Source organism: Nocardia violaceofusca NBRC 14427, from assembly GCF_963869435.1.
Classification (GTDB): Bacteria; Actinomycetota; Actinomycetes; order Mycobacteriales; family Mycobacteriaceae; genus Nocardia; species Nocardia aobensis.
Window position 1 is genome coordinate 112,637 of the sequence record NZ_CAWMPM010000034.1, and the last position, 21,234, is coordinate 133,870.

The following is a 21,234-nucleotide window of genomic DNA, read 5'->3' on the forward strand; positions in this document are numbered from 1 at the left end:
CTCATTTCGTTCCCGCGATGGCCAGTACCAGCGGAACCAGATCGACATCGGCCAAACCGTGCTCGGCGCTGCGACACCGGCCGGGAACAGCGATGTTGATCGCCGCACACAGCTGATCGGCATCCGGTTGGGCGAGAGCCACTTTGGGGGCGGCGTAGGCGAGTGCGACCTGTCCGGTGCCGGGATCGACCGAGCGTCGGAAGGCGTCGGTCAGCGTCGGAATCATGTCGACCAACTGCTCGAGTGTGCCGACATTCGCGCCGACCCAGCGGACCATCGGCACGCTCGCCCGCACGAGGTTCAGCAGCGGCCGCCCGAATTTCGTGGTGATGTCGTTGAACCAGGGCAGCAGTACCCGCAGCGCGTCGATGATCCCGACGAACGGCGCGATGACCTCGTTGTTGGCTTGGTCCAACATGCCGGCCAGGCGGGTGAGCATATGTTCGAGATCGCCCCAGTTGTTCTTCATCGCCGCGGCGAGTGTGTTGATCGCGTCGATCAGTTCGCCGATGCGTCCTATCGCGGCGTCCGGTGATTTCAGTGCGTCACCGAGCGTGAACAGCAACTCGTTGAGTGCGGGGCCGGTGCCCGACACGGCGGTATCCAGGGCCGAAAGACCGCCGCTGACCGTGCCCTGTCGGGCCGGGTCGTCCGGAGCGCTCATCTCGGTCGCGAGTTTCGACAGGGCGTCCAGCGTCTGGGTCATGCTCTTCGGAGTGAGTGCGCGGGTGATGCAGCGCCCGGAGTCCCACTTCGGCGCGGGTTCCGGTGCCGACAGCATCGCGAGGTTACGGTCGGCGACCAGGGTGTCGGACAGGGTCACCGCTGAAACGTCGCCGCGCAGTGGGTGATCGGATTCGACTCGGAAGTCGACCCGCACCTCGTCACCGGACGGTTCGATCCGGGTCACCGAGCCGACCGGGATGCCGAGCATGGTGACGTGGCTGCCCAGGTAGAGCCCCGCCGCGTCCGGCATCATCGCGCAGTACGAGCGCATCGGTTTATCGGCGCCGGTCAGCACGACGTACCCGGCGGCCGCGAGTACGACGATGACCAGGACGGCCGAAACCGACATGAATCCGCGGGAAGCAAGAAATCGGCGCATCAGCACGACCTCCCCGGCACCGGAATGCACAGTGCGGGGGCGGGCACAGTTGTCGCGGATCGGTCTATGGCGGGACCATTCGGTCCATCGGCGATCTGCTGCAGCTGCTGCCCCAGGTGCTCGACGGTGGCCACGACTTGGTCGAGTCGGCCGGTGAGCCTCTCCAGCTCGGGGACCACCTCGGCGAGTTTGTCGAGCATGGGTTTCAGCGAGCTGTCGTAAGCGGGTTCGGCCGCCGCGAGGCGCGACAGCAGCCGTTCGAGCAGATCCAATGATGCGTATAGCTCGGCCCGCTTGCCGACGAGAATGTCGGTAGTGAGGTTGAGTTCGCGATTGAGTCGACCGTACAGCGCGGTGTTGCCGCTGATCGCAGACAAGTACTCCTGCGAAACCGCCAGTGCCCGTGAGACGTCCGCATTCTGTTTGTCGAGGATATCGACGACGGAATCCACCGCACGTCCCAGCTGTCGCAGGCCGTCCGGGCTCCGGACGAGTGCCGTCTGCAGCTCGCCGAGATTCTGGCGCAGGGTTTCACCATCGACATCGCGGATCGGGGTCACCGCGTCCTGGAATGCCTGACCGAGCGTGTATGGCAGGTGCACCCGATCTTTCGCAATCACTTTGTGGCGCAGTGGTTTCGAACCGGCCGATGTCAGTGCCACATAGTGGCCGCCCGCGATGGTGAGCATGCGGATGTCGAGGGTGGACTGATCGCCGACGAATACATCTGAATCAACCATGAAGGTCATGTGCACCCGATCGTCGTGCAGTTCCAGCGATTTGACCGTTCCGACGGTGATGCCCGCCATGCGTATGTCCTCACCGGCGCGGATGGCTCCGGCCTCGGTCATATCGGCGCCGTATTCCGCTCGGCCCGGTGGCATGGCGTACAGGACGCCGCAGGCAGCCAGTACCAGCACCACCGCGGCCGCGCCGATCAGGCCGAGCCGCAGCTCGCGGCGGCGCACCGATCGGTCGTCGGCGACGGGGCGATCGCCGGCGAGGCGAATCCGTTTGCGGAGTCCTGAAATCAACGGTTGCATAGCTCGATCCTCTGGCCGCCGATGAATACCCGCAGCTGGGCTGGCACCGGCGCATTTCCTTTCGAACAGGTCCCGTTCATTTCGGGTCCGGCCGCAGGCAACATCGCATCGAGCGCCTGCAGGAGTCCGGGGAGTTTGCCCAATACTTCGGTCGCCGCCTGCGGATCGGGAAACGCGGCGTGCAGGGCATTTTCGAGGTCGGGATTGGTGTCGGGGGTGAATCCGAGGGTCGCGAGCATATCGTCGATGGGGCCGAGCACCGGCGGTGCGGCTAGGGCGAAGTCGACAAGACCTTTCAGTTTGTCCTCCAGCACGGTGAACAGGTCGGTCAGGCCCTGGATCAGAGTTTCCAGATACGGCGACTTACCGCCGACCCGGTCGTCGATGGCATGCAGGTTGCGGACCAGCGTGGAGATCACGACCTGCCGATCGACGGCATAGCGGCTCAGCTGTTCCACCGCGTCCAGCGCCGGTCCCAGTCCGGTGCCGTTGCCCTGGATCAACGCGAGGACGCTTTCGGCGAGTTGGTTGAGAGCACTGGGCGAAAATTCCCGAAGTACCGGTTGCAGCCCATTGAACAGGGTGGTGATGTCGAAGGACGGGATCGTGTGCTCGGGCGCGACGGTCGCCCCCGCCGCCAGCCTCTGCCCCGGCGCGGCGGGTTGACGTAGGTCGATATACCGCTGGCCGGTCAACGTCTGGTAGCGGATCGCGAAGGTGCTCGTCTCGAACACCGGGTGGTCGCGTTGCACGCTCACACCTACCGAGGCTCGTCCCTGATCCAACGCGATGGTCAGTACCTTGCCGACTTGCACTCCGTACATCCGCACATCGTCGCCGGCCTTCAAACCATTGGCGTCGGTGAAGATTACGCGAAACGAGTCGGTGTTCCCGGAGACCGGCCGCTGGATCGCCGCCACCACGGTGGCCAACAGCACCGCCATCACCGCCGCGAATGCCACGAGCCGTACAACGACGCCGACAGTCGATTTCATCGTGTACCTCCCGGAATCGCGGCGGGATCGCCCGGTGCAGGCGTCGCGGCATCGGCTCGCTTGCCCACTGCGCCGAGCAGCGGGGCCGCCAGCACCGGAAACCCACGCACGGTGAGCTCGAGTCGCAGAACCGGGCCCTCGGGGGTGGCAACGAACGAACGATCGATGCGTTCCAGAAGGGTTCGCAGTTCCGCACTCGACCGCTGTGGGGTGGGCACCATCTGGGCTGTGACGTTCAGCAACGGTGTCAGCATGTCGCTGTAGCCGGTGTAATGCCGTGCCCCGGTATGACCCAGGTTCGTGATCGCGGGGAACAACTGGTTGGCGATCATATCGACTCCGGAGTCGAATAACGGCTGGTCGGTGCGCAGGACTTCGATGTTGTTGATGTGGTCGAGCAGATCGACAGTGGCACCGGCGAATTCGGCCGTTCCATGCAGTGTGGAGGCGTACTGCCCGATCAGAAAGGACGGATCGTAGCGCTGAGTTTCGGCGACCGCACGGCTCAGCATCACGACGGCTTCCAAGATCGGGGTGAAGGCCTTGGCATCGGTGGCCAGAGCGGTCAGCACATCGGCCAGCTGTGGCGTCAGTACCCGGTCGGTGGTTTGCCCCAGCGACCGAATCAGGTTGCCCATCGTGGCATTCGAGACCCGAGACGCCGACGCTCCGGTGAGATCGACATTCCCGCCCTCGTGTAACGGGACACCGCCCTGGCCGCGGCGCAACTCGACCTCGCTGATGCCGAACAGGTTCGACGGCGCATAGTCGAGGACGAGCGTGTCGGTGAGTCCGGTGATCTGGGACTTATCCAACCGCAGCGTGATCTGCTGCTGCCCCGCCCCGGCACTTTCGATGCCGGTGACTTCGCCGATGTTCACGCCGTCCAGCCGCACTCGCGCTCCGGTGACAATGCCGTCGCCGATCTGCTCGGTGCGCAGCGTTACCCGCATTCGATCATCCGCGCGCACCCCCTGAGCCCCGGCCCAGACCGCGGCCACGACCGCGACAACAGCGAGGGCGATCACGCCCGTCCGCCGTGCGGACTTCCCGGTGGTGGCCGCCCCTGGCAACCCATACGTTGGCATTCTCGCTACCCCGTGAATGTGATCGTCGCGCTGAAACCCCAGATGACCAGGCTCAACAGCATGTCCACAGTGATGATCGCGACGAAGCTGGCTCGCACCGCACGTCCGGAGGCGATACCGACGCCCTCCGGTCCGCCCGTCGCGAAAAACCCCTGATAGCAATGGATCAGGATTACCGCGATGCCGAAAACCATCACCTTCAGCACGGCAGCGGCGATATCGGGACCGCTGACGAATTGGCTGAAGTAGTGCTGGTAGACCCCCGATGCCTGGCCATGGACGCCGACGACCACCAATGCGCAGGACAGATAGCTGAGGATCAGTGTGATCAGGAAGGTGGGCACGATCGCGACCACGCCGGCGATCACCCGGGTGGTCACCACGAACGGAATCGACCGCAGACCGAGACATTCGATCGCGTCGATTTCCTCCGAGATACGCATCGACCCGATCTCTGCGGTCATCCGGCATCCGGCCTGCGCCGCGAATCCGATACCCGCGATAATCGGCGCCAGCTCCCGAGTGCTTGCGAACGACGAGACGATCCCGCTCAGCGGGCCGAGCCCGATCATGTTCAACGTGCCGTACGACTGGATACCCACGGCCGCGCCGAGCACCATACCCAGCACGATCAGCATCGGCACCGTGCCGCCGCCGACGATCAACGAGCCTCTCCCCCACGTTGTTTCACTGATGGCGCGAATGGTTTGGGCCCGATAGTGCTTGAGCGTCAACGGTATCGCCGACAGCACCTGCCAGCAGAACGACAACATGAACCCGATCGAGTCGATCGGCAGCATCAGCTGTTGCCGTCGGCGGATCACCCGATACGCCCAGCGCAGTCCTTTCGGCGCGTACGGCGTCGCGGTCATCAGGCCATCCTCGTCGGCACGAACATCTGAACCAATTGGCTGACAACGAGATTGACGACAAGCACGGACACCACCGACAGCACCACCGAGGCATTGACGCCGTCGGCCACGCCGCGGGGCCCGCCCCTGGCCTCCAGACCCCGCTGGCAGCCGATGACCGCCACGATGAACCCGAAAAGGACCGCCTCCAGCAGCGAGATCTCCACATCGGTGACCGTGGTGAAGGAACCGAAAGTCGCCCAATAGCTGCCCGAGGTCACGCCCTGCGCGGTGATCGCGACGATGTACCCCGCGGCCACACCGGTGAATATGATCAGCACGTTCAACAGCGGCGCGACCAGCACCATCGCTGCAATGCGCGGAACCACCAAGCGGCGGACCGGACTCACGCCCATGACCCGCAACGCGTCCACTTCCTCGCGGATCGTGCGTGCGCCCAGGTCAGCGGCGATCGCCGCGGCGCCGGCACCGCCGAGTAGCAGTCCCGTCGCGATCGGAGCGCCCTGCTTGATGACTCCGAGCCCGCTCGCCGCCCCCAGCAGCGAGTCACCGCCCAATTCTCGGATCATGTTGCCGATCTGTACCGAGACGATCACACCGAACGGAACCGCCATCAGGATCGCGGGCAATGCCGTGACCGTGACCATGTACCACGCTTGATGCAGCATCTCTCGCCACTGGAATCGGCCACGTACCAGATCGAACAGCCCCTCCCGGGAGGACTCGATCGCGAGATTGACCGTCCGTCCCCAGGTGCGTAGGCCCGACACCACGGTATCGGAAAAATTTGCTCGCACGATTCGCAGCGCGGATGACGCTTCGCGCTGTTCGATGGACACAGTTGGTGCCAAAGTCAAAACAATCTATCTTTCGCTCGGGATGCCGTCGCATACCGGATGGCCCAGGGTGAAGAGCACCTGCTGGGCGAGGGTCTCGATCCACTCCGCTGTCAGAGCGGCCGGATCACGCCGCGAAGTTCGCAGCATCGCCACAACGACCCCGCATGTCAGGTCGACAGCGGCTCCCACATCGTGGACGTGAAAGCACCCCGCCGACAGCCCCGCTCTAATGCCGGACGATAGGCGTGAGCGGATATCGGGGTTATCGAGGATCCGGGATCGCGCGGCGAGGACGATCGCGGCGGCGTCGGGATCGGCGAGGCCGAGCGCACCGAGCGCTCGCACCTGCGCTCGGACGACCTCGACCGGCTCATAGATACCCGCGGCCGCGTTGTCCAGCACTCGGGCGAGGTCCTCGACCCCCTCGGCGATAACCAGGTCGAGCAATTCATCTTTGTCGCGGAAGTGGGTGTAGAAGGATCCGGTCGCGACACCGGCGTGACGGGCCAGATCGGCGATGCCGAGCCGTGCGGCCCGGCCGCTACCCAATGCCCGGCGGCCTGCTCGGATCAGCGCGGCGCGTGTGCGCAGCGCGCCTCGCGCCCGGGCGTTCACCGCGCCGGCATCCTGCGGCTCCAGCACCCCCCCGGGACTGCCGTGGGCACGCTGGGCACGAAGAGCGGATTCCGGGTCGATCTGATCCGCCGCAGTAGCTCGTCCACTCATAGTGGATACAGTGTGACCGTTATCACGGCAGACGTCAACACATTTCAGTAACATCGTTGCCGATATTTTGTGACCGCTATTCGGCTACGGCATATCCGAATTAACTGCCAGGTAGAACGCCATACTCGTGGGATCCAGCTCGGGGCCACCCCGCTCGGCCGCATCGCGGGACTGCCCCTCGATGGCGCGCACAGCCTCGCGTCAGTGGGTTACCGATCCGGCGTGATGTCCGGGCGCGAAAACAAGACGGTTGTCGACGGTGGCCCGAACCACGTCAGAGCGGGCAAGAACTCGATGCGCATCCGCGGGTCGGCGGCCCGGCCGAGCGTCGCCAATGCCGAGTGGCTGTAGGCACGCAACATGCTGATGAGCCCGTCGTGTAGCAGCGGGCGCACCGGCGGGAGGAGAGCAGCGCTCCAGAGGGGGAGCGTCAGAATCAGAGCCAGCGCAAGTTTCCTCGGCGACGGCCGCTCGAGGTCGATGACCAGGAATCTCTTTCCCACCCGAGTGGCTTCGGCGATCGCCTTGTAGGCCACAGCCGGCGGCAAGTGATGAAACGCCATAGCGAAAACGACAAGGTCGTAGCTGTCGTCGGGGGCATCTATCGCGGTCGCATCGACTACTTGCGGGCGCACCCGCGGGTGTGCACCCAATTCGCCGGCGGCGATGTTGGCGACCGAGGTGGGGTCGAGATCGCTCACGGTGACGGCGGCCCGGGGGTGGTACTCCACGATCTTGACGGAAAGCTTCCCATGGCCGGCGCCGATCTCGAGTATGCGCGGCGCGCGTATATGCGAGACCACCCGCAGCGCCGCACGCGCACTCTTCTCATGCACCTTGCCCCGTGTTCCCACGCGGTCCAGGCTCTTGATGACCTTCTGTTTGACCTCGTCCGGAATGTCGTAGCGGTCGGTGTACTCCAACACATCGGTCTGCATCCGCCGATCCAGCCAGGACGCATTCGGCCCACCTCGCGGCATAGTGGCGATTGCCGACTCGACTTCACTCGCACCCGTCATGGCCATCCTCCCGGAAAGCGGCTCGACACAGCTGATGCGACCAGGCTAACAAACGAACTAGTTCTTCTGGCTGTTCTCAGCCTATGCTCAGCGGATGCGACGCACGGCAGAATTGCGCGAGGCGATCATGACCGCCGCCAAGGAAGAGTTCACACGATACGGTCTGGCCGGTGCGCGTATCGACCGCATCGCGCACGCCGCCCACGCCAGCAAGGAACGTCTGTACGCCCACTTCGGCGACAAGGCCGCGTTGTTCCGGGAAGTGGCGGCCCGAGACGGCGCCGAGTTCTTCCAGATAGTCACTCTCGAGCCCGACGACGTCCCCGAATTCGTCGGTAAGCTCTACGATCTCGCCCGTCAGCGACCCGACTTCCTGCGCATGATCACTTGGGCGCACTTGGAAGGGTTGACACTCGACGAACCTCAGGCGGCCGGAAAACCGATCCCCGCACAGACCCTTGCCGCGATCGAGCAAGCCCAACAGCGAAACCTTGTCGATCCGGTATGGGACCCGCTCGAGCTGCTCGTCATGCTCTTCGGCATCGGACTTTCCTGGGCACGATGGCCCGACCCGACCGCACTCACCGACAACCCCGCGGTGATCGCACACCGCCGAGCAAGCGCGGTAGAAGCCGCCGCACGGGTCATTCGGCCGCGAACCGGGTAACCATTTCAACGACGGCTCGCAAATGTGCGCGCGCTGCCGCGTCGGCGCGCCTCCGCGCAGCTCACTTCGCCACTCCGGAGTCACCCACAACGGTCTATCCGCGAAAATCTTTGCTGGACTTCAGGATCCATAGAATTCGTCGAGCAACGGCCGAAGCGCAGACTCCACGTCGAGTGTGGGGTCCAGTGCGGCGGCCGAACGCAGCGCCGCAACGGTCAGTTCCATCAAGCACCCGACCACTGCGCCGACGTCGAACGGCTCATCGTTCTGCAGCCAGTAGACGGCGGCCTCATCGATCGCGCCGACAATCGACCGGATCATCATGCGTAAGGCCTGGTTCCGCGGGTCGAGCCCCAGCAGCGAGATCCAGGCCTCGATGGTCTGCCACCGGCCCGCCTCGAGCACGTCCCATGCCTCGGGATCAGCGCCCCGCCCCCCTAGCACCAGGCGCAGAGCGAGCCCGCGATGAGCGGCCAGAAAACTGAACTGCGCGGTGAACGCGCTGCGGATCTGCTCGACCGGCGATATTTCGGGACGCAGCACATGGGTCTGCAAGATGCGATTCGACGTGTCCCGTATCGCCTCCAAATAGAGGCCGCGCTTGGTGCCGAAGTAGTGGAACACCAGCCCATGGGCGGCATCGGCGGCCCGGCAGATGTCAGCCACGGCCACCTCGTCATAACTGCGCTCGGCGAACAACTCGACCGCGGCATCGACGAGGCGCTGCCGGGTTTCGGCGGCCTGCACGGCGCGCGAGGTCAGTCGGCTCTTACCGGTCGTGCTAGTCATTGCGCCCTCCATCACCGAACACCCTGTGCCCGATAGTGCCCGGTGACCTGGGAAAAAACAAGTTGATTTCAAGTCGTTGACAGCAAATCAATGAAATGGTTACCCTACTGCCAGGTCACCTGATGTGACCCGACTCACCCATCCGCCGTGGCAGCAGACCCGGTACATCGCACCGTTGCCGTGCGTTTTTCAGGGCGGATCGCAACAAGGAGGCGACCATGGACGCCGGTAAGAAACTGGCCCGAATCGGCAGGCAAACCACTCGCCTCCCCAACACCACGGGACCGTCATCCGAAGGAACTCGGCTCCCCAGGTTTCCGCGGAGTTATTGGCTGAGCAACAGCTTCGGGACCGAAGCCACGCCGTCAGCGTTGACCACGCCCAGCGGCCCGGACCAACTGCGGCTGGCCTTCGGTTGTTTCCCCAGTGGCGTCATCGCGGTCTGCGCAATGCGCAACCAACAACCCGCGGGCATGGTGGTCAGCTCGTTCACCTCAGTGTCGCTGGACCCAGCGCTGGTGTCGATCTGCATCATGAACAGTTCCCAGACCTGGGCTTCGCTGCGGGATGCGCCCAGGCTGGGGCTCAGCATCCTGGGTGACGAGCAGGAGCCGATGTGTCGGCAATTGGCGTCGCGCTCCCCGGATCGGTTCGCGGGCGTGGAATACGAGTGCACCGCCGAGGGCGCCGTGCTGCTATCCGGCGCGGCAGCCTGGCTGGACTGCGCCCTGCACGACGAGTTCCGTGCAGGCGATCACACGATCGTCGTACTCGCCATCCGCGGCCTCCACGCACATCCCACCGCACGCCCCCTGGTTTTCCACGGCTCACGATATCGCCGTCTCGTCACTTGACGGACATCGAATCCAGCAGTACCACAACATCTTTCACCCAAGGAGCGACAATGAAGATCGGTAACCTCGGCGATCGCCTGGTCATCGTAACGGCAGCCGGAACCGTCGACGTCCAGCGCGCCAGCGGCGGCCGCTTCGCCGCCGAGCCGCAGGCGGTCTACGAGCGTTGGACCGCGTTCCGGGAGTGGGCCGACAGCGCCGATCTGTCCGCCGCCGAGCCGTTGGACCCCACGCTCCTGCGACCTCCGGTGCCACGCCCACCCCAGATCTTCGCCATCGGACTGAACTACCGGCAGCACGCCACCGAGTCGGGTCTCGATCTGCCGAGCGACCCGCTCGTGTTCACCAAGTTCGCGAGTTGCCTGACCGGCGCCCACCGCAGCATTCCCGTACCGACCAACGGAACCGCCGACTGGGAGATCGAGCTGGCGGTTGTAATCGGTGTCGGTGCCCGCAACGTCTCGTCCGATCGCGCCTGGGAGCATGTCGCCGGAGTCGCGGTGGCCCAGGACATCTCTGAGCGCGCCATCCAATTTCGAGGTTCCGCACCGCAATTCAGCCTCGGCAAATCACTTCCCGGCTACGGCCCGATCGGCCCCTGGCTGGTCACCCCTGACGAGCTGCCCGATCCGGACGACCTGCACATGACCTGCACGCTCAACGGAGAGGAAGTGCAGAAGACAAGTACCAAAGACATGATCTTTCCAGTGCCGCAGCTGATCTCACGGTTGTCGGCCTTGCTCCCGCTGCTGCCGGGTGACCTGCTGTTCACCGGCACACCTGCGGGCATCGGCAGCGCGATGAATCCACCGCGCTTCCTGAAGCCCGGCCAGACCCTGATCAGCCGGATCGACGGTGTCGGCGAACTGCGAAACCCCATCGTTGCCGCCGATCCGGCGTGATCCTGCCGAATTTTCAACCCCAACAGTAATTTTGGAGCACACATGACCACCGTAGAGAATGACCGGATCGAGACCATCGAGGATGTGCTGGCGCGTATCAAGGAGTTGACGCCGCTGATCCGGAAAAATGCGGCCGAGGGCGATTCGGCCCGCCGCGTGTCCGAGGAGACGATCGACGCACTGAAGGAAGCCGGCGCGTTTCGAATCCTGGTACCGCGTCGAGTGGGCGGCCTCGAGACCAGCTCGCGTGCGTTGCTGGACGTATCCTCGGCGATCGCCGAAGCCGACGGGGGCGCGGCATGGGTGGTCATGCTGTCGAACACCAATTCCTGGCTGGCCGCCCTCAAAGGGGGCAGCGACTTCGCGGAGATGTACGCCGCGAGCCCCGATCTGATCATCGCCGGTGTGCTGGCGCCTTCCGGCACAGTCCGCAAGGTCGCCGGGGGCTACCGGGTCAACGGCCGCTGGCCCTACGCTTCGGCCAGCTTGCACGCTGACTGGGCTACCAACGGGGCGTTGCTGGTCGACGACGACGGTCAGGCGCTCGACCAAGTCGCGATCGCAATGCCCCGCGGGGACTTCCAGGTCGAGGACACCTGGTATGTCGCGGGGATGCGCGCGTCGGGCAGCAACACGATCGTCGCCGAAGACGTGTTCGTTCCCGATACCCGCGTTGTGCCCCTTCTTCCGATCTTGATGGGCGAGTACATCTCCGAACATCCCGATGCGCCCCTCTACCGCTCGGCCATGACCTCGTTCCTGAACGTCGCGGTCCTGGGACCGCAATTGGGCCTCGGTCGTGCGGCCCTGGAGCTGGTCCGCACCAAAGCGGCGGAGAAGGCGCTGGCGTACACCACGATCACCCGGCAAGCGGACTCCGTGGCCTTCCAATTGCTGGTCGCCGAGGCTGCGATGAAGATCGAAACCGCGCACTTGCACGCCTATCGAGCAGCCGACGACGTCCAGGCGTACGCCGAGGCCGGCATCTACCCGGAGCTGCTCGACCGCGCCCGGATCAGAGGCGATGTCGCGATCGCGTTGCGCAGCATCAACGAGGCATTGACCATCCTGCTCGACGCTCACGGCTCGGGAGCATTCGCCGAAGTCAACGCCATGCAGCGAATTTGGCGCGATTCCAATACCGCCGCCCGGCACGCGGTGACCCTGCCGCACGTTTCGATGGAAACCTACGGCAAGGCCTTGCTCGGCATCTCGGAGCAGATCACACCGCTCGTCTGAGCAGCAAGTCGATCCAACGGTCGTATATAAGTAATCCCGCCGAGGGCGTGCAGGCCACGCCCTCGGCAGCGGTGACGCTTCGCCGAATGCGACTCGGACCAGGCGCACGTACCCCCGAGCGAGCGGACCGCTATGGTAAGTACTGAACCGTACTTCCCAGGGAGGAGCCGCCTTGACCGAGAACGCGCCCATTCGGCGGCCGCGCATGACGCCTGATCGCGAGTACGAGCTACTGACCGCGGCGCTGGATCTGCTGCGCGAGGTCGGATACGAGGCGCTGTCGATGGATACCCTTGCGGCGCGGGCGCATTGCAGTAAGGCGACGCTGTATCGAATGTGGCCGACCAAGCCACAGCTGATCGCCGCGGCCCTGCGCGCCACCGGGCCTGCCGACGCGAAAGATATCGATACCGGAAGCCTCCGGGGCGACCTGGTGGCCATGGCCGACCGGTTCGCACCGCGCGCACAGCAGGACACGGCGCTGATCTCCGCGCTCGACCACGCGATAGTCACCAATCCCGACTTGGCCGCGACCCTGCGAGCCGTCGTGCTCGAGCCCGACACCGCCGATCTCGCCCGCTTCATCGACCGAGCGGTCGAACGAGGAGAACTACCCGCACGGCCCCCCGCCGCCGAATTGCTGTCCCCCCTGTTCTTCGGCGTGTTCGTCACGCGGCCGGTCTTCGACGGTTCCCTCGCCGATGCCGACTACATCACCCGATTCATCGACGACATCGTGCTACCGGCACTACACCACTGCGCCTGTCGCTGATTGAATCTCGGCGGCATCCAGCCGACAGCAGCAGCCCGAGTCGTCTTCATGAGACACACTTCACACTTCAAATAGTACGCTTGCGTTCCTCCCGGGCCGCTGCCATTCTTCTTATAGAACGACTTCGTACCATGAGAGAGGCGTAGCCCATGCCCGAGCACGCGGCTGTCGAACTGACCCGAAGCGACCCTGCTCCCGCCTATTCCTCCCGAAGTCTCGGAGGTTCGCGGTGGTGGCTACTCATCGTCATCGCCCTCGCGCAGCTCATGGTGGTGCTCGACGCGTCCATCGTGAACATCGCATTGCCATCGGCGCAGCACGACCTCGGCTTCAGCGACAACGAGCGGCAGTGGGTGGTCACCGCATACGCCCTCGCCTTCGGCAGCCTGCTACTCCTGGGCGGCCGGATCGCCGACCTGTTCGGCCGCAAAGCGACGTTCCTCGTCGGTCTGGTCGGCTTCGCCGTCGCGTCCGCGGTGGGCGGCGCCGCACCCAGTTTCGAAATATTGGTGGCCTCGCGGGCCGGACAGGGCATCTTCGCCGCACTGCTCGCCCCGGCCGCGTTGTCGCTGCTGACCACCACCTTCACCGAGGGCAAGGAACGAGCGACCGCTTTCAGTGTGTACGGCGCGGTGTCGGGTGCGGGCAGCGCCATCGGGCTACTGCTCGGCGGTGTACTGACCGAGACACTGAGCTGGCGCTGGACGCTCTACGTCAATCTGGCCTTCGCGCTCGCCGCGGTAATCGGTGGGGCACTCCTACTGCCGCGTGTTCGCCGAGACCGCACCGCGCGGCTCGACGTGCCCGGCATCACGCTGGTGTCGGCTGGTTTGTTCAGCCTCGTCTACGGCTGCACGAACGCCGAGACCAACGGTTGGGCAGATATTTCCGCCTGGGGCCTGCTGGTGGCCAGCACCGTTTTGCTGGCAGCTTTCGTATGGTGGCAAACCCGCACGAATCATCCGGTATTGCCGTTGCGGATTTTGACCGACCGCACTCGCGCCGCATCGATGACCGCGATCTTCATCAGCGGTGCGGGGATGTTCGGCATCTTCCTGTATTTCACCTACTATCTGCAGATCAATCTCGGCTACACACCGATCCGTACCGGCCTGGCGTTCATGCCGATGGTCTTGGGCCTGATGATCGCGGCCATCACGGCGAACAATGTCCTGATCCCCCGGATCACCCCCAAACTCGTTGTGCCACCCGGTATGGCGATCACCGCGATCGCACTGGTGTGGATGACCACCTTCGACGTGACCAGCGGGTTCCTCTCCCACGTGCTGCCCGCACTGTTCGTCGCCGGTATCGGTATGGGCCTGATCGTGGCGCCGGCCATGAGCGCGGCGACACTCGGGGTGACGGCCGCGGATTCCGGTGCGGCATCCGCGACCGTGAATGCCGCGCAGCAGGTGGGCGGCTCGATCGGAACCGCGTTCCTCGCCACCATGTCGACCAGCGCAGCCAACGACTACCTGGCGTCCCACGGCCCCGTCAATCCCGATGTACTCGCCAACGCTCAGCTCACCAGCTACGCCACCGCCTACTGGTGGTCTGCCGCCATCCTCGTCGCCGGCATGGTCGTCACCGCTCTGCTGTACCGCCGCGGTGTCCTCGAACAAAGCGATTCGGAGACGCCGACCGTCCACATGTGACCCACGACCCGAGAGCAGACAGTCATGGACAACAGCACCGCAGGCATGTACCAGCGGGTTTCCCCGGAACTATCGGAGCGGTGATGCGGCGGCGAATGACCTTCGCAGTGTTTGTCGCGGGTACGGTCCTGGCCGCGGCGACGGCACCAGCGCACGCGTCCCCGACCGAGCCCGGCACGGTCCCCGTCCCGGTGCTGGGCTGGAATAGCTGGAATTCCGGAATTCTGCTGAACGAGAACACAATCCGAGAAACCGTCGACGCCATGATCGCCTCCGGCATGCGCGATGCCGGTTACCGGTATGTCAACCTGGACGCCGGATGGGCTGCACCCGAGCGAGATTCGCACGGCGACCTGCAGGCCGATCCGGAAAGGTTCCCGCACGGCATGGCCGCCGTCGCCGACTATGTCCACGACCACGGCATGCTCCTGGGCTTGTACTCCAGCCCCTACAACCAGACCTGCGGGCAGACCCGAGCCACGGCCGGCCTCGGCCACGAGGGCCAGGACGCGCGACAATTCGCCGCATGGGGCGTGGACTTCCTCAAATACGACTGGTGCCACGCCGACTCCGACCACAACGAACAGGTCAACGTATTCACCGCGATGCGCGACGAGCTACGCGCCACCGGCCGCGCAATCGTCTACAGCATCAACCCCAACAGCTCCGACGACGCCGACGCGGGCACCACCTACGACTGGTCGACGGTGGCCGATATGACGCGCAGTACCGGCGACCTGATCCCATTGTGGCGCAACGATTTACCACCGGCGAAGATCGGTGACTTCGACACCCGCGGATTCGTCGGCGTCATAGATCAATACACCACCACAGCCACCGGTAGCCGCATCGGGCGTGATCCGGACATGCTCGTCGTCGGGATCACCATGGCCGAGTTCTTGGGCGCACATATCGACGGCATGCCCGCCATGGCCGCCAAACAGGGTGCGCTGTCGACCGAGGACGCCGAACATCTCGGTGCCCGTCTGCGCATCTCCCCGCAACTGCTCGACCTGCTCCGCCGACAGGGCAGCCTCACCATCGCCGAACAATGCGCCCACTTCGCACTGTGGGCCATGCTCGGCGCACCACTGATCGCCGGCAACGACGTGCGAACAATGTCCGCCGAAACCCGCGACATCCTCACCAACCGCGAAGTCATCGCCATCGACCAAGACCCGACACGCGCACCCGGCGCCGCCCTGCCCAATGACCATCGCATCATCGTCAAACCACTCGCCGACGGCTCCGTCGCGGTAGCGCTGCACAACGACAGCGACCGCCCGACAACCATCGAAACCACCACCGCGGCAACGGGACTCGCAACATCCGAGCAGTACCGGGTCCGTGACCTATGGGCACACACGACCACAACGACAACAGGTCCGATCACCGCACACGACATCCCGCCACATGGGGTCGCCTTGGTGCGCGTAACACCCGATCGCTCGACCTGAACACTGTCGGTCCGCCCGAAGCACACTGCGACACTCGGCTCCTGTCTCGGTGATGGTGTCTTCCGAGTCGGCCGCGGGTCAGGCACCCCGAGTGCCGCCGATCGATATTGCATCAGAGTCCAAATCGGCGGCTCGGATTTGGCGCCTGGTCCAAGCGAGGGGCTGGCCGGTGCGGGTTGACTTGATCGCGTGAGCATCAACCTTCTCCGCTACTCCACCGAATCGGGCGCCTCTTGCTGGGGCGTCGTTCGCGGCGAGCGGGTACTACCGCTGCCCGGCGAGTACCCGACGGCAGGCGAGGTGCTTCAGGAAGGTGCTGAGGTGGCCCGAGCGCTGCTGACGGAATCCGGCGATTCCGGCATCGAGTTGGCGGACGTCACCCCGCTCAACCCACTACCCGGAGCGAAGGTCAACTGCCAGGGCACGAACTACCGAGCGCACATGGTCGAGACCGGGGTGGATCCCGACCAGCCGTACAACCTGTTTTTCACGAAGTCCACGGGTTCGCTTACCGGGGCGCGCGACGACATCGTCACTCCGCCACACGTACGGCTGCTGGACTACGAGATCGAATTGGGGATCGTCATAGGCAAGGCGATCACCGGCCCGGTGACCATTACTGCGGAGAACCTCCCTGACTACGTCGGGGCATTCGTTGTCGCAAACGACGTCAGCGCCCGGGATGTTCAGCTGTCTCAAGGGCAGTACTACAAGGGCAAGAGCTATCGCACCTTCTGCCCGGTCGGCCCCTACCTCTGCGTGCCTGACCCCGGCGAGGTGCACAGATGGAAGGACCTGCGGCTCCGCCTCGTGGTCAACGACGAGCTCCGCCAGACGGCACTGGCCACGGAAATGGTCTTCACACCCGCGCGGACCCTCACGGAATTCTCTCAGCTGGAGGACTTCGCGGTGGGTGACCTGTTGCTCACCGGCACTCCAGGCGGGGTGGCCATCAAACCGCCCAAGCCGATCGTGCAACGCCTCGCCGGACTGCTGCCCGAGGCAAAGAAGTGGAACCTGTTCATACGGACGCAGTCCCGCAACCGCGCCTACCTCGCGCCGGGAGACGTCGTCACGGCGTCCATCCGCACCGACGATGGCGTGCTCGACCTCGGCACGCAGCGCAACACCGTGCGTTGACCGGGAAACCTGGAGAACGAGCGATGTCCGACACCACACCACCGGTCAACCTTGAGTCGCTGCCGTGTCCGAGGTAACCATTGTCGGCGCCGGTGCGACCGGATGCACCCTGGCGCTGCTCTTGTCGCGCTACGGCCTCGCCAGCACCGTTCTCGAACGCCGGACCGACCCGTTGAACCATCCGGCCGCCCACGTCGTCAATGCCCGGTCCCAAGAAATCTGGCACCACGCTTCTCCGACCTTGGCCAGGAGGATCAGCGCGCTGGCGTCACCGGCCGAGCAGGTCGGTGTGATCCGCTGGTTCACGGACCTGAACGGCGCCCCACTCGGTGAAATCGACCTGCTTGCCTTCCCCGAGCAGGTGGAACGCGTGCAGAGCCACAGCCGGTACCTCATCTCGCACATCGGCCAGCACCAGCTCATGCCGGTGCTCTGGGATGCCCTCGAGGCCGATCCACATATCGACTTCCGTCGCGGCGCCGAAGTACGCGACGTGCGGAGGACGCCATCCCGCACGACGGTGCACGCAGCCGACCTGCGCGGACGCACGACCGCGATCTCCTCGCGATTCGTGGTCGGTGCCGACGGCGCCAACAGTGCGGTGCGTGCGGCTTTGGGTATCGGGATGCGCGGCCGGGTGCTGGCCAACATGGGCAGCGTCTTCTTCAATGCCGAGTTGTTTACCGACGGCATCCGCCCGTTGCTGAGCTGGATCTACTCGCCCGCGTTGTGCGGGGTGCTGATAGCACATGCCAACGACGACTACGTGCTCATGACCCCGTTTCTGAGCGAGCACCAGGAGATCGCTCGGGACGGTCGCGCGTTCTGGGCGCGAACGTTACCGCGAGTGATCGGGCAGCACGTCCCGTTCCGAATGCATTCCACGGGCACCTGGACTATGACCAGTCAGGCCGCCGAGACCTTCGCCAAGGGCAACGTGATCCTCGCCGGCGACGCCGCCCACCGGTTTCCGCACACCGGCGGTTTCGGCCTCAACAGCGGCGTGCAGGACGCGCACAACCTCGCTTGGAAACTCGCCGCCGTTCTCGAAGCTCGCGCGCCGACCTCGCTGCTGCACAGCTACGAGCCGGAACGGCGACCTGTGGTGGAACGGTTCGCCGAACAAAGCGTCGACAACCACTTCCGGCTCGACGAGGTCATGGCCGGCCTGGCCCCGGGCAACCGCGCTCTCGCCCGGATAACCCGCGCTTTCGCCCCCGCCGTCGATCGCCGCTGGGCAGCGATCGTGGAGCGCGTCGCCGACGCCATGATGAACCTGGCGATGCGGCCGACCGCGAAACTGCTGGGAGACAGCACCGCGGCACGCGACCGACGCGCCACGGTCGAGTCCCGAATACCGGACCAGTTACAGCATTTCGCCTCCACCGGACTCGAATTCGGCTACGCCTATTCGGGGGCACTCATCCGGAGCGAACCGACGCCGCAGCCGATCAACGACGACGGCGTAGTGGATTACGTGCCGACGACATGGCCCGGTGCCCGCGTACCGCACGCGTGGCTGGCCGGTGACGACGACGCCGTGTCCACGCACGACCTGCTCGACCTGCGTGACTACACGCTGTTCACACCCGACCCGCAGGTCTGGCGCACCGCCGTCCCACCCACGATGCCCGTCATAGTGGTGGGTCTGGACGCCGCGATCGCCTCGGACCGACAGCAGGTGCTCGACCTGTTCGAGGTCGGCGAACACGGCGCCGTACTGGTCCGGCCGGACGGGCACGTGGTCTGGCGCACCACTGCGGATGCCACCTTCGCCGTGGCGGAGCTGGAGCGGACGGTCAGCGGCTCAGCGATCTCCACCGCCGAGGGAGGCCTCGCACCGTAAGCGCCCTCTCCGTTGTACACCGGTCGCGAACTGAGGTGCGAGCCCGGATGCTCCGACGTACTCGGTCCGGCCGCGATGCGTAGCAGGAGCACCAGAGCGTCGTGACTACAACGTCTTCCATGTAACGGCGCTCTTGTTGCTGCGCGATGTCGTACCGGGACGGGTGCCTGCCCCCTGTTCGAGCAGCGTCGAGGGGTCGTCGCCGGAACGCAGTCGCTCCAGGAGGTAGTCGGGGTCGAATTCGACGCCGACCGGGTTGGCGGCGAAGGCACTACTGGCCAGGTAGTCGGCGGTGGCGGCGGCCGTGGCGAAGTTCTCGGTCTGGAACTCCAGTCGAATGCCGTCGGGGTCTTCGTAATACAGCGAAGTCGTCGGTCCGTGGTTGATCGACCAGACAGGGCGGATCCCGATCTCCTTCAAGCGTTCGTAATTCACCAGGAGACGTTCCAGGGAGCCGAAAGTGAGTGCCAGATGGTCGACTCCGTAGATCTTGCGGCGGAAACGCGCCAGCGGAAACAGGTAGCGTAGCACCCGTGGCACTTTGATCAGCGCGAGGCGGTGGCTTTCGTGGTCCCAGACAAGGAATGCGATCTGCTTGTCCTCATGCACGACGCGGGCTCCGAAAACCGCGCCGTACCAAGCGATCATCTCTTTGCTTCGGGCGGTCTTGACCACCCAGTGGGCCAGTAGGTCAGGTGCGGCCGGGTTGGTGGAATTCGGGGTGGCATCATGAGTCATGGTGGCTTGTCCTCTCGGTAATAACCATCAGCCAACCCCCGGGCGCCCCTGAGGCGCTTGGACTGCCATGCAAACACCCGCCGGCACTTTGGACCAGAACCCATATGAGAAGAGAAGCCGCGGTCAGCGTGGCAACCGGTCACTCATCGTCGAGAACCACCGAACCCAGCTCCTCGGCCAGCGCGAGCGCGGCATGCAACTGCATACGTCGAACGCCGATCTTGCGACCTCTCAATTGCTCGGCACGCTGCACGCGGTAGGCGACGGTGTTTCGCGCCACGTGCAGCCTTTCCGCGGCCACGCTGAGGCTGCGCTCGACATCGAGATAGCACTTGAGCGTCACGCGAAGAACAGCCGTGGCCTCCCCCCGCTCCGCCAGCGCACCCAGCTCGCGCAGCACGAACTCGCGGGCCCTGTCCAAGCGGCCACTGAGCATTGCCACCAGATCGAGCTCGCCGTAGTCGAACAACCAGCGCTCGCCGGAGCCCAGCATGCCCACGTGGGCGACCTCCAATGCCTGTTCATGACTGGTGACGAATCCACGAATGCCCGAAGCGGACAGGCCGACCGCTACGCGGACACCGTCCGTCTGCCGCTGTACAGGAACGGGTATGGCAGGCGGTCGTCGAACGCTCGCGCCCCACGCCCACACACGGCGACCGCCAACCGGTATCACCAGCGTCGACGAGCAACCCGCGGATTCCAGCAGGTCTGCGACCATGTCTTCGAGCCGCGTTGTACCAACGGGTACCTGCTCGTCGGACCAACCGACCACGGCGAGATGCTGCCTGGTCAGGTCATAGCCCAGCAAGCGCACCGCCCGATCGAGCGGTACCGCGTCACCGCGCAGAATCTGCTGGATCACCTCCATCCGCGCCGCGGCCGAACTCGCCACCCACGCCTCATGGGCATTGCCATACGCCTGGGCCATCTCGCTCGTGAGCCGATCGGCGATGCCGAACGACAGTGCGGTGATACGCCGCATTTCCGCGAACCGCTGCGCGGCGGGCACGAGTCGTTCGGCGGCGTCGAGTACGTACTCGACAACCGTCGAATGGCCCACCTGAATGCTGCGCAGCATATGTTCGATGCCGATCCCGCGACTCACCACCTCGGCGGGGCCGAGCAGGACGCCAGGGGCAGCCTCGACCGTGAAGTCCTTGACGCCTGCGATCACCCCGACGGCTTCCAACGCCACCGCTTCGCAGCCGCCGCGCACCATCTGCACGATTCCGTCCACATCCAGCTCGGGAATCTCGGCGAGGATATGTGCCGCCATCGCCTGACCGAGCTCAACGGCATACCCGGCAGCACCGGTACCTACCCGGGCGGCGAACTCCGCGACCTTCTCCGGCGGCAGCACCGAGCGGTGCAGTGCCGCCGGATCCGCCGGGGCGAGATCGCGCACCCACTGGGATAGACCACTGGACGCCGAGGTCATCGGCACACGCTCCTCCCTGGATCCACAGACCGACCGTTGATGAC

General features: G+C 65.0%; 20 protein-coding genes. 9 read left to right on the forward strand and 11 right to left on the reverse strand.

Going from position 1 to position 21,234, the window contains the following annotated elements; genetic code table 11:
- Position 1 precedes the first annotated feature (1 nt).
- The 8 genes from AC5592_RS26515 to AC5592_RS26550 form a co-directional block, all read right to left on the reverse strand.
- Entirely contained in the window at positions 2 to 1,075 is a 1,074-nt protein-coding gene (locus tag AC5592_RS26515) for an MlaD family protein (RefSeq protein ID WP_232329567.1), read from the reverse strand.
- Positions 1,076 to 1,104: 29 nt separating this feature from the next.
- On the reverse strand, positions 1,105 to 2,028 hold the full coding sequence (locus AC5592_RS26520) for an MlaD family protein (protein WP_232329568.1): 924 nt from the start codon (positions 2,026 to 2,028) through the stop codon (positions 1,105 to 1,107).
- A gap of 107 nt (positions 2,029 to 2,135) precedes the next feature.
- The gene (locus AC5592_RS26525) at positions 2,136 to 3,143 is read right to left on the reverse strand and encodes an MlaD family protein (RefSeq protein WP_063065796.1); all 1,008 of its coding nucleotides are present in this window, start codon (positions 3,141 to 3,143) and stop codon (positions 2,136 to 2,138) included.
- Positions 3,140 to 4,171: an MlaD family protein gene (locus AC5592_RS26530; RefSeq protein WP_063065797.1), complete on the reverse strand. Its 1,032-nt coding sequence runs from the start codon at positions 4,169 to 4,171 to the stop codon at positions 3,140 to 3,142. Before AC5592_RS26530 ends, AC5592_RS26525 begins: the two co-directional genes overlap by 4 nt.
- Before the next feature lie 65 nt (positions 4,172 to 4,236).
- A complete protein-coding gene (locus AC5592_RS26535; RefSeq protein WP_063065798.1) occupies positions 4,237 to 5,103 on the reverse strand; it encodes an ABC transporter permease in 867 nt (288 codons plus the stop codon).
- Positions 5,103 to 5,900 carry an MlaE family ABC transporter permease gene (locus tag AC5592_RS26540; protein ID WP_232329569.1) on the reverse strand — a complete coding sequence of 266 codons (798 nt, stop codon included), beginning with the start codon at positions 5,898 to 5,900 and terminating at the stop codon, positions 5,103 to 5,105. Before AC5592_RS26540 ends, AC5592_RS26535 begins: the two co-directional genes overlap by 1 nt.
- Positions 5,901 to 5,966: 66 nt before the next feature.
- Positions 5,967 to 6,668: a TetR/AcrR family transcriptional regulator gene (locus tag AC5592_RS26545; protein WP_198163942.1), complete on the reverse strand. Its 702-nt coding sequence runs from the start codon at positions 6,666 to 6,668 to the stop codon at positions 5,967 to 5,969.
- 209 nt (positions 6,669 to 6,877) lie between these two features.
- Positions 6,878 to 7,687: a class I SAM-dependent methyltransferase gene (locus tag AC5592_RS26550; RefSeq protein ID WP_063065836.1), complete on the reverse strand. Its 810-nt coding sequence runs from the start codon at positions 7,685 to 7,687 to the stop codon at positions 6,878 to 6,880.
- Between the two features lie 94 nt (positions 7,688 to 7,781).
- On the opposite strand from AC5592_RS26550, the gene AC5592_RS26555 reads away from it, so the two are divergent.
- The gene (locus tag AC5592_RS26555) at positions 7,782 to 8,354 is read left to right on the forward strand and encodes a TetR/AcrR family transcriptional regulator (RefSeq protein ID WP_063065801.1); all 573 of its coding nucleotides are present in this window, start codon (positions 7,782 to 7,784) and stop codon (positions 8,352 to 8,354) included.
- A 120-nt stretch (positions 8,355 to 8,474) separates the two neighbouring features.
- Here the strand turns inward: AC5592_RS26555 and AC5592_RS26560 are convergent, their stop codons facing one another.
- The gene (locus tag AC5592_RS26560; RefSeq protein ID WP_084507222.1) at positions 8,475 to 9,155 is read right to left on the reverse strand and encodes a TetR/AcrR family transcriptional regulator; all 681 of its coding nucleotides are present in this window, start codon (positions 9,153 to 9,155) and stop codon (positions 8,475 to 8,477) included.
- Between the two features lie 359 nt (positions 9,156 to 9,514).
- Here AC5592_RS26560 and AC5592_RS26565 point away from each other — a divergent pair, with 359 nt between their 5' ends.
- From AC5592_RS26565 to AC5592_RS26600, 8 genes are all read left to right on the forward strand, one after another.
- Positions 9,515 to 9,997 (forward strand): flavin reductase family protein, encoded by a 483-nt coding sequence (locus AC5592_RS26565; protein WP_063065803.1) that lies wholly within the window; start codon positions 9,515 to 9,517, stop codon positions 9,995 to 9,997.
- Between the two features lie 50 nt (positions 9,998 to 10,047).
- Positions 10,048 to 10,899, forward strand: a complete 852-nt coding sequence (locus AC5592_RS26570) for a fumarylacetoacetate hydrolase family protein (protein ID WP_063065804.1) — start codon at positions 10,048 to 10,050, stop codon at positions 10,897 to 10,899.
- A 42-nt stretch (positions 10,900 to 10,941) separates the two neighbouring features.
- Entirely contained in the window at positions 10,942 to 12,138 is a 1,197-nt protein-coding gene (locus AC5592_RS26575) for an acyl-CoA dehydrogenase family protein (protein WP_063065805.1), read from the forward strand.
- 172 nt (positions 12,139 to 12,310) lie between these two features.
- A complete protein-coding gene (locus AC5592_RS26580; protein ID WP_198163943.1) occupies positions 12,311 to 12,910 on the forward strand; it encodes a TetR/AcrR family transcriptional regulator in 600 nt (199 codons plus the stop codon).
- 149 nt (positions 12,911 to 13,059) lie between these two features.
- Positions 13,060 to 14,568 (forward strand): MFS transporter, encoded by a 1,509-nt coding sequence (locus tag AC5592_RS26585; RefSeq protein WP_063065807.1) that lies wholly within the window; start codon positions 13,060 to 13,062, stop codon positions 14,566 to 14,568.
- A 95-nt stretch (positions 14,569 to 14,663) separates the two neighbouring features.
- Positions 14,664 to 16,025 carry a glycoside hydrolase family 27 protein gene (locus tag AC5592_RS26590; protein ID WP_157122236.1) on the forward strand — a complete coding sequence of 454 codons (1,362 nt, stop codon included), beginning with the start codon at positions 14,664 to 14,666 and terminating at the stop codon, positions 16,023 to 16,025.
- Positions 16,026 to 16,214: 189 nt separating this feature from the next.
- Positions 16,215 to 17,165 (forward strand): fumarylacetoacetate hydrolase family protein, encoded by a 951-nt coding sequence (locus AC5592_RS26595; protein WP_063065809.1) that lies wholly within the window; start codon positions 16,215 to 16,217, stop codon positions 17,163 to 17,165.
- Positions 17,166 to 17,229: 64 nt separating this feature from the next.
- Complete coding sequence (locus AC5592_RS26600; RefSeq protein ID WP_063065810.1) at positions 17,230 to 19,011, forward strand: FAD-dependent monooxygenase; 1,782 nt, start codon at positions 17,230 to 17,232, stop codon at positions 19,009 to 19,011.
- Between the two features lie 105 nt (positions 19,012 to 19,116).
- On the opposite strand, the gene AC5592_RS26605 is transcribed toward AC5592_RS26600, so the two are convergent.
- Positions 19,117 to 19,749: a VOC family protein gene (locus tag AC5592_RS26605; RefSeq protein WP_063065811.1), complete on the reverse strand. Its 633-nt coding sequence runs from the start codon at positions 19,747 to 19,749 to the stop codon at positions 19,117 to 19,119.
- Positions 19,750 to 19,888: 139 nt separating this feature from the next.
- On the reverse strand, positions 19,889 to 21,190 hold the full coding sequence (locus tag AC5592_RS26610; RefSeq protein WP_063065812.1) for a PucR family transcriptional regulator: 1,302 nt from the start codon (positions 21,188 to 21,190) through the stop codon (positions 19,889 to 19,891).
- Positions 21,191 to 21,234 lie beyond the last annotated feature (44 nt).

What these genes read in the sequence shown, in the direction of transcription:
- AC5592_RS26515 (WP_232329567.1), bottom strand. Translation starts at nt 1,075, where the DNA reads ATGTCGGTTTCGGCCGTCCTGGTCATCGTCGTACTCGCGGCCGCCGGG.
- AC5592_RS26525 (WP_063065796.1), bottom strand. Translation starts at nt 3,143, where the DNA reads ATGAAATCGACTGTCGGCGTCGTTGTACGGCTCGTGGCATTCGCGGCG.
- AC5592_RS26535 (WP_063065798.1), bottom strand. Translation starts at nt 5,103, where the DNA reads ATGACCGCGACGCCGTACGCGCCGAAAGGACTGCGCTGGGCGTATCGG.
- AC5592_RS26545 (WP_198163942.1), bottom strand. Translation starts at nt 6,668, where the DNA reads ATGAGTGGACGAGCTACTGCGGCGGATCAGATCGACCCGGAATCCGCT.
- AC5592_RS26550 (WP_063065836.1), bottom strand. Translation starts at nt 7,687, where the DNA reads ATGACGGGTGCGAGTGAAGTCGAGTCGGCAATCGCCACTATGCCGCGA.
- AC5592_RS26555 (WP_063065801.1), top strand. Translation starts at nt 7,782, where the DNA reads ATGCGACGCACGGCAGAATTGCGCGAGGCGATCATGACCGCCGCCAAG.
- AC5592_RS26560 (WP_084507222.1), bottom strand. Translation starts at nt 9,155, where the DNA reads ATGGAGGGCGCAATGACTAGCACGACCGGTAAGAGCCGACTGACCTCG.
- AC5592_RS26570 (WP_063065804.1), top strand. Translation starts at nt 10,048, where the DNA reads ATGAAGATCGGTAACCTCGGCGATCGCCTGGTCATCGTAACGGCAGCC.
- AC5592_RS26575 (WP_063065805.1), top strand. Translation starts at nt 10,942, where the DNA reads ATGACCACCGTAGAGAATGACCGGATCGAGACCATCGAGGATGTGCTG.
- AC5592_RS26585 (WP_063065807.1), top strand. Translation starts at nt 13,060, where the DNA reads ATGCCCGAGCACGCGGCTGTCGAACTGACCCGAAGCGACCCTGCTCCC.
- AC5592_RS26590 (WP_157122236.1), top strand. Translation starts at nt 14,664, where the DNA reads ATGACCTTCGCAGTGTTTGTCGCGGGTACGGTCCTGGCCGCGGCGACG.
- AC5592_RS26605 (WP_063065811.1), bottom strand. Translation starts at nt 19,749, where the DNA reads ATGACTCATGATGCCACCCCGAATTCCACCAACCCGGCCGCACCTGAC.
- AC5592_RS26610 (WP_063065812.1), bottom strand. Translation starts at nt 21,190, where the DNA reads ATGACCTCGGCGTCCAGTGGTCTATCCCAGTGGGTGCGCGATCTCGCC.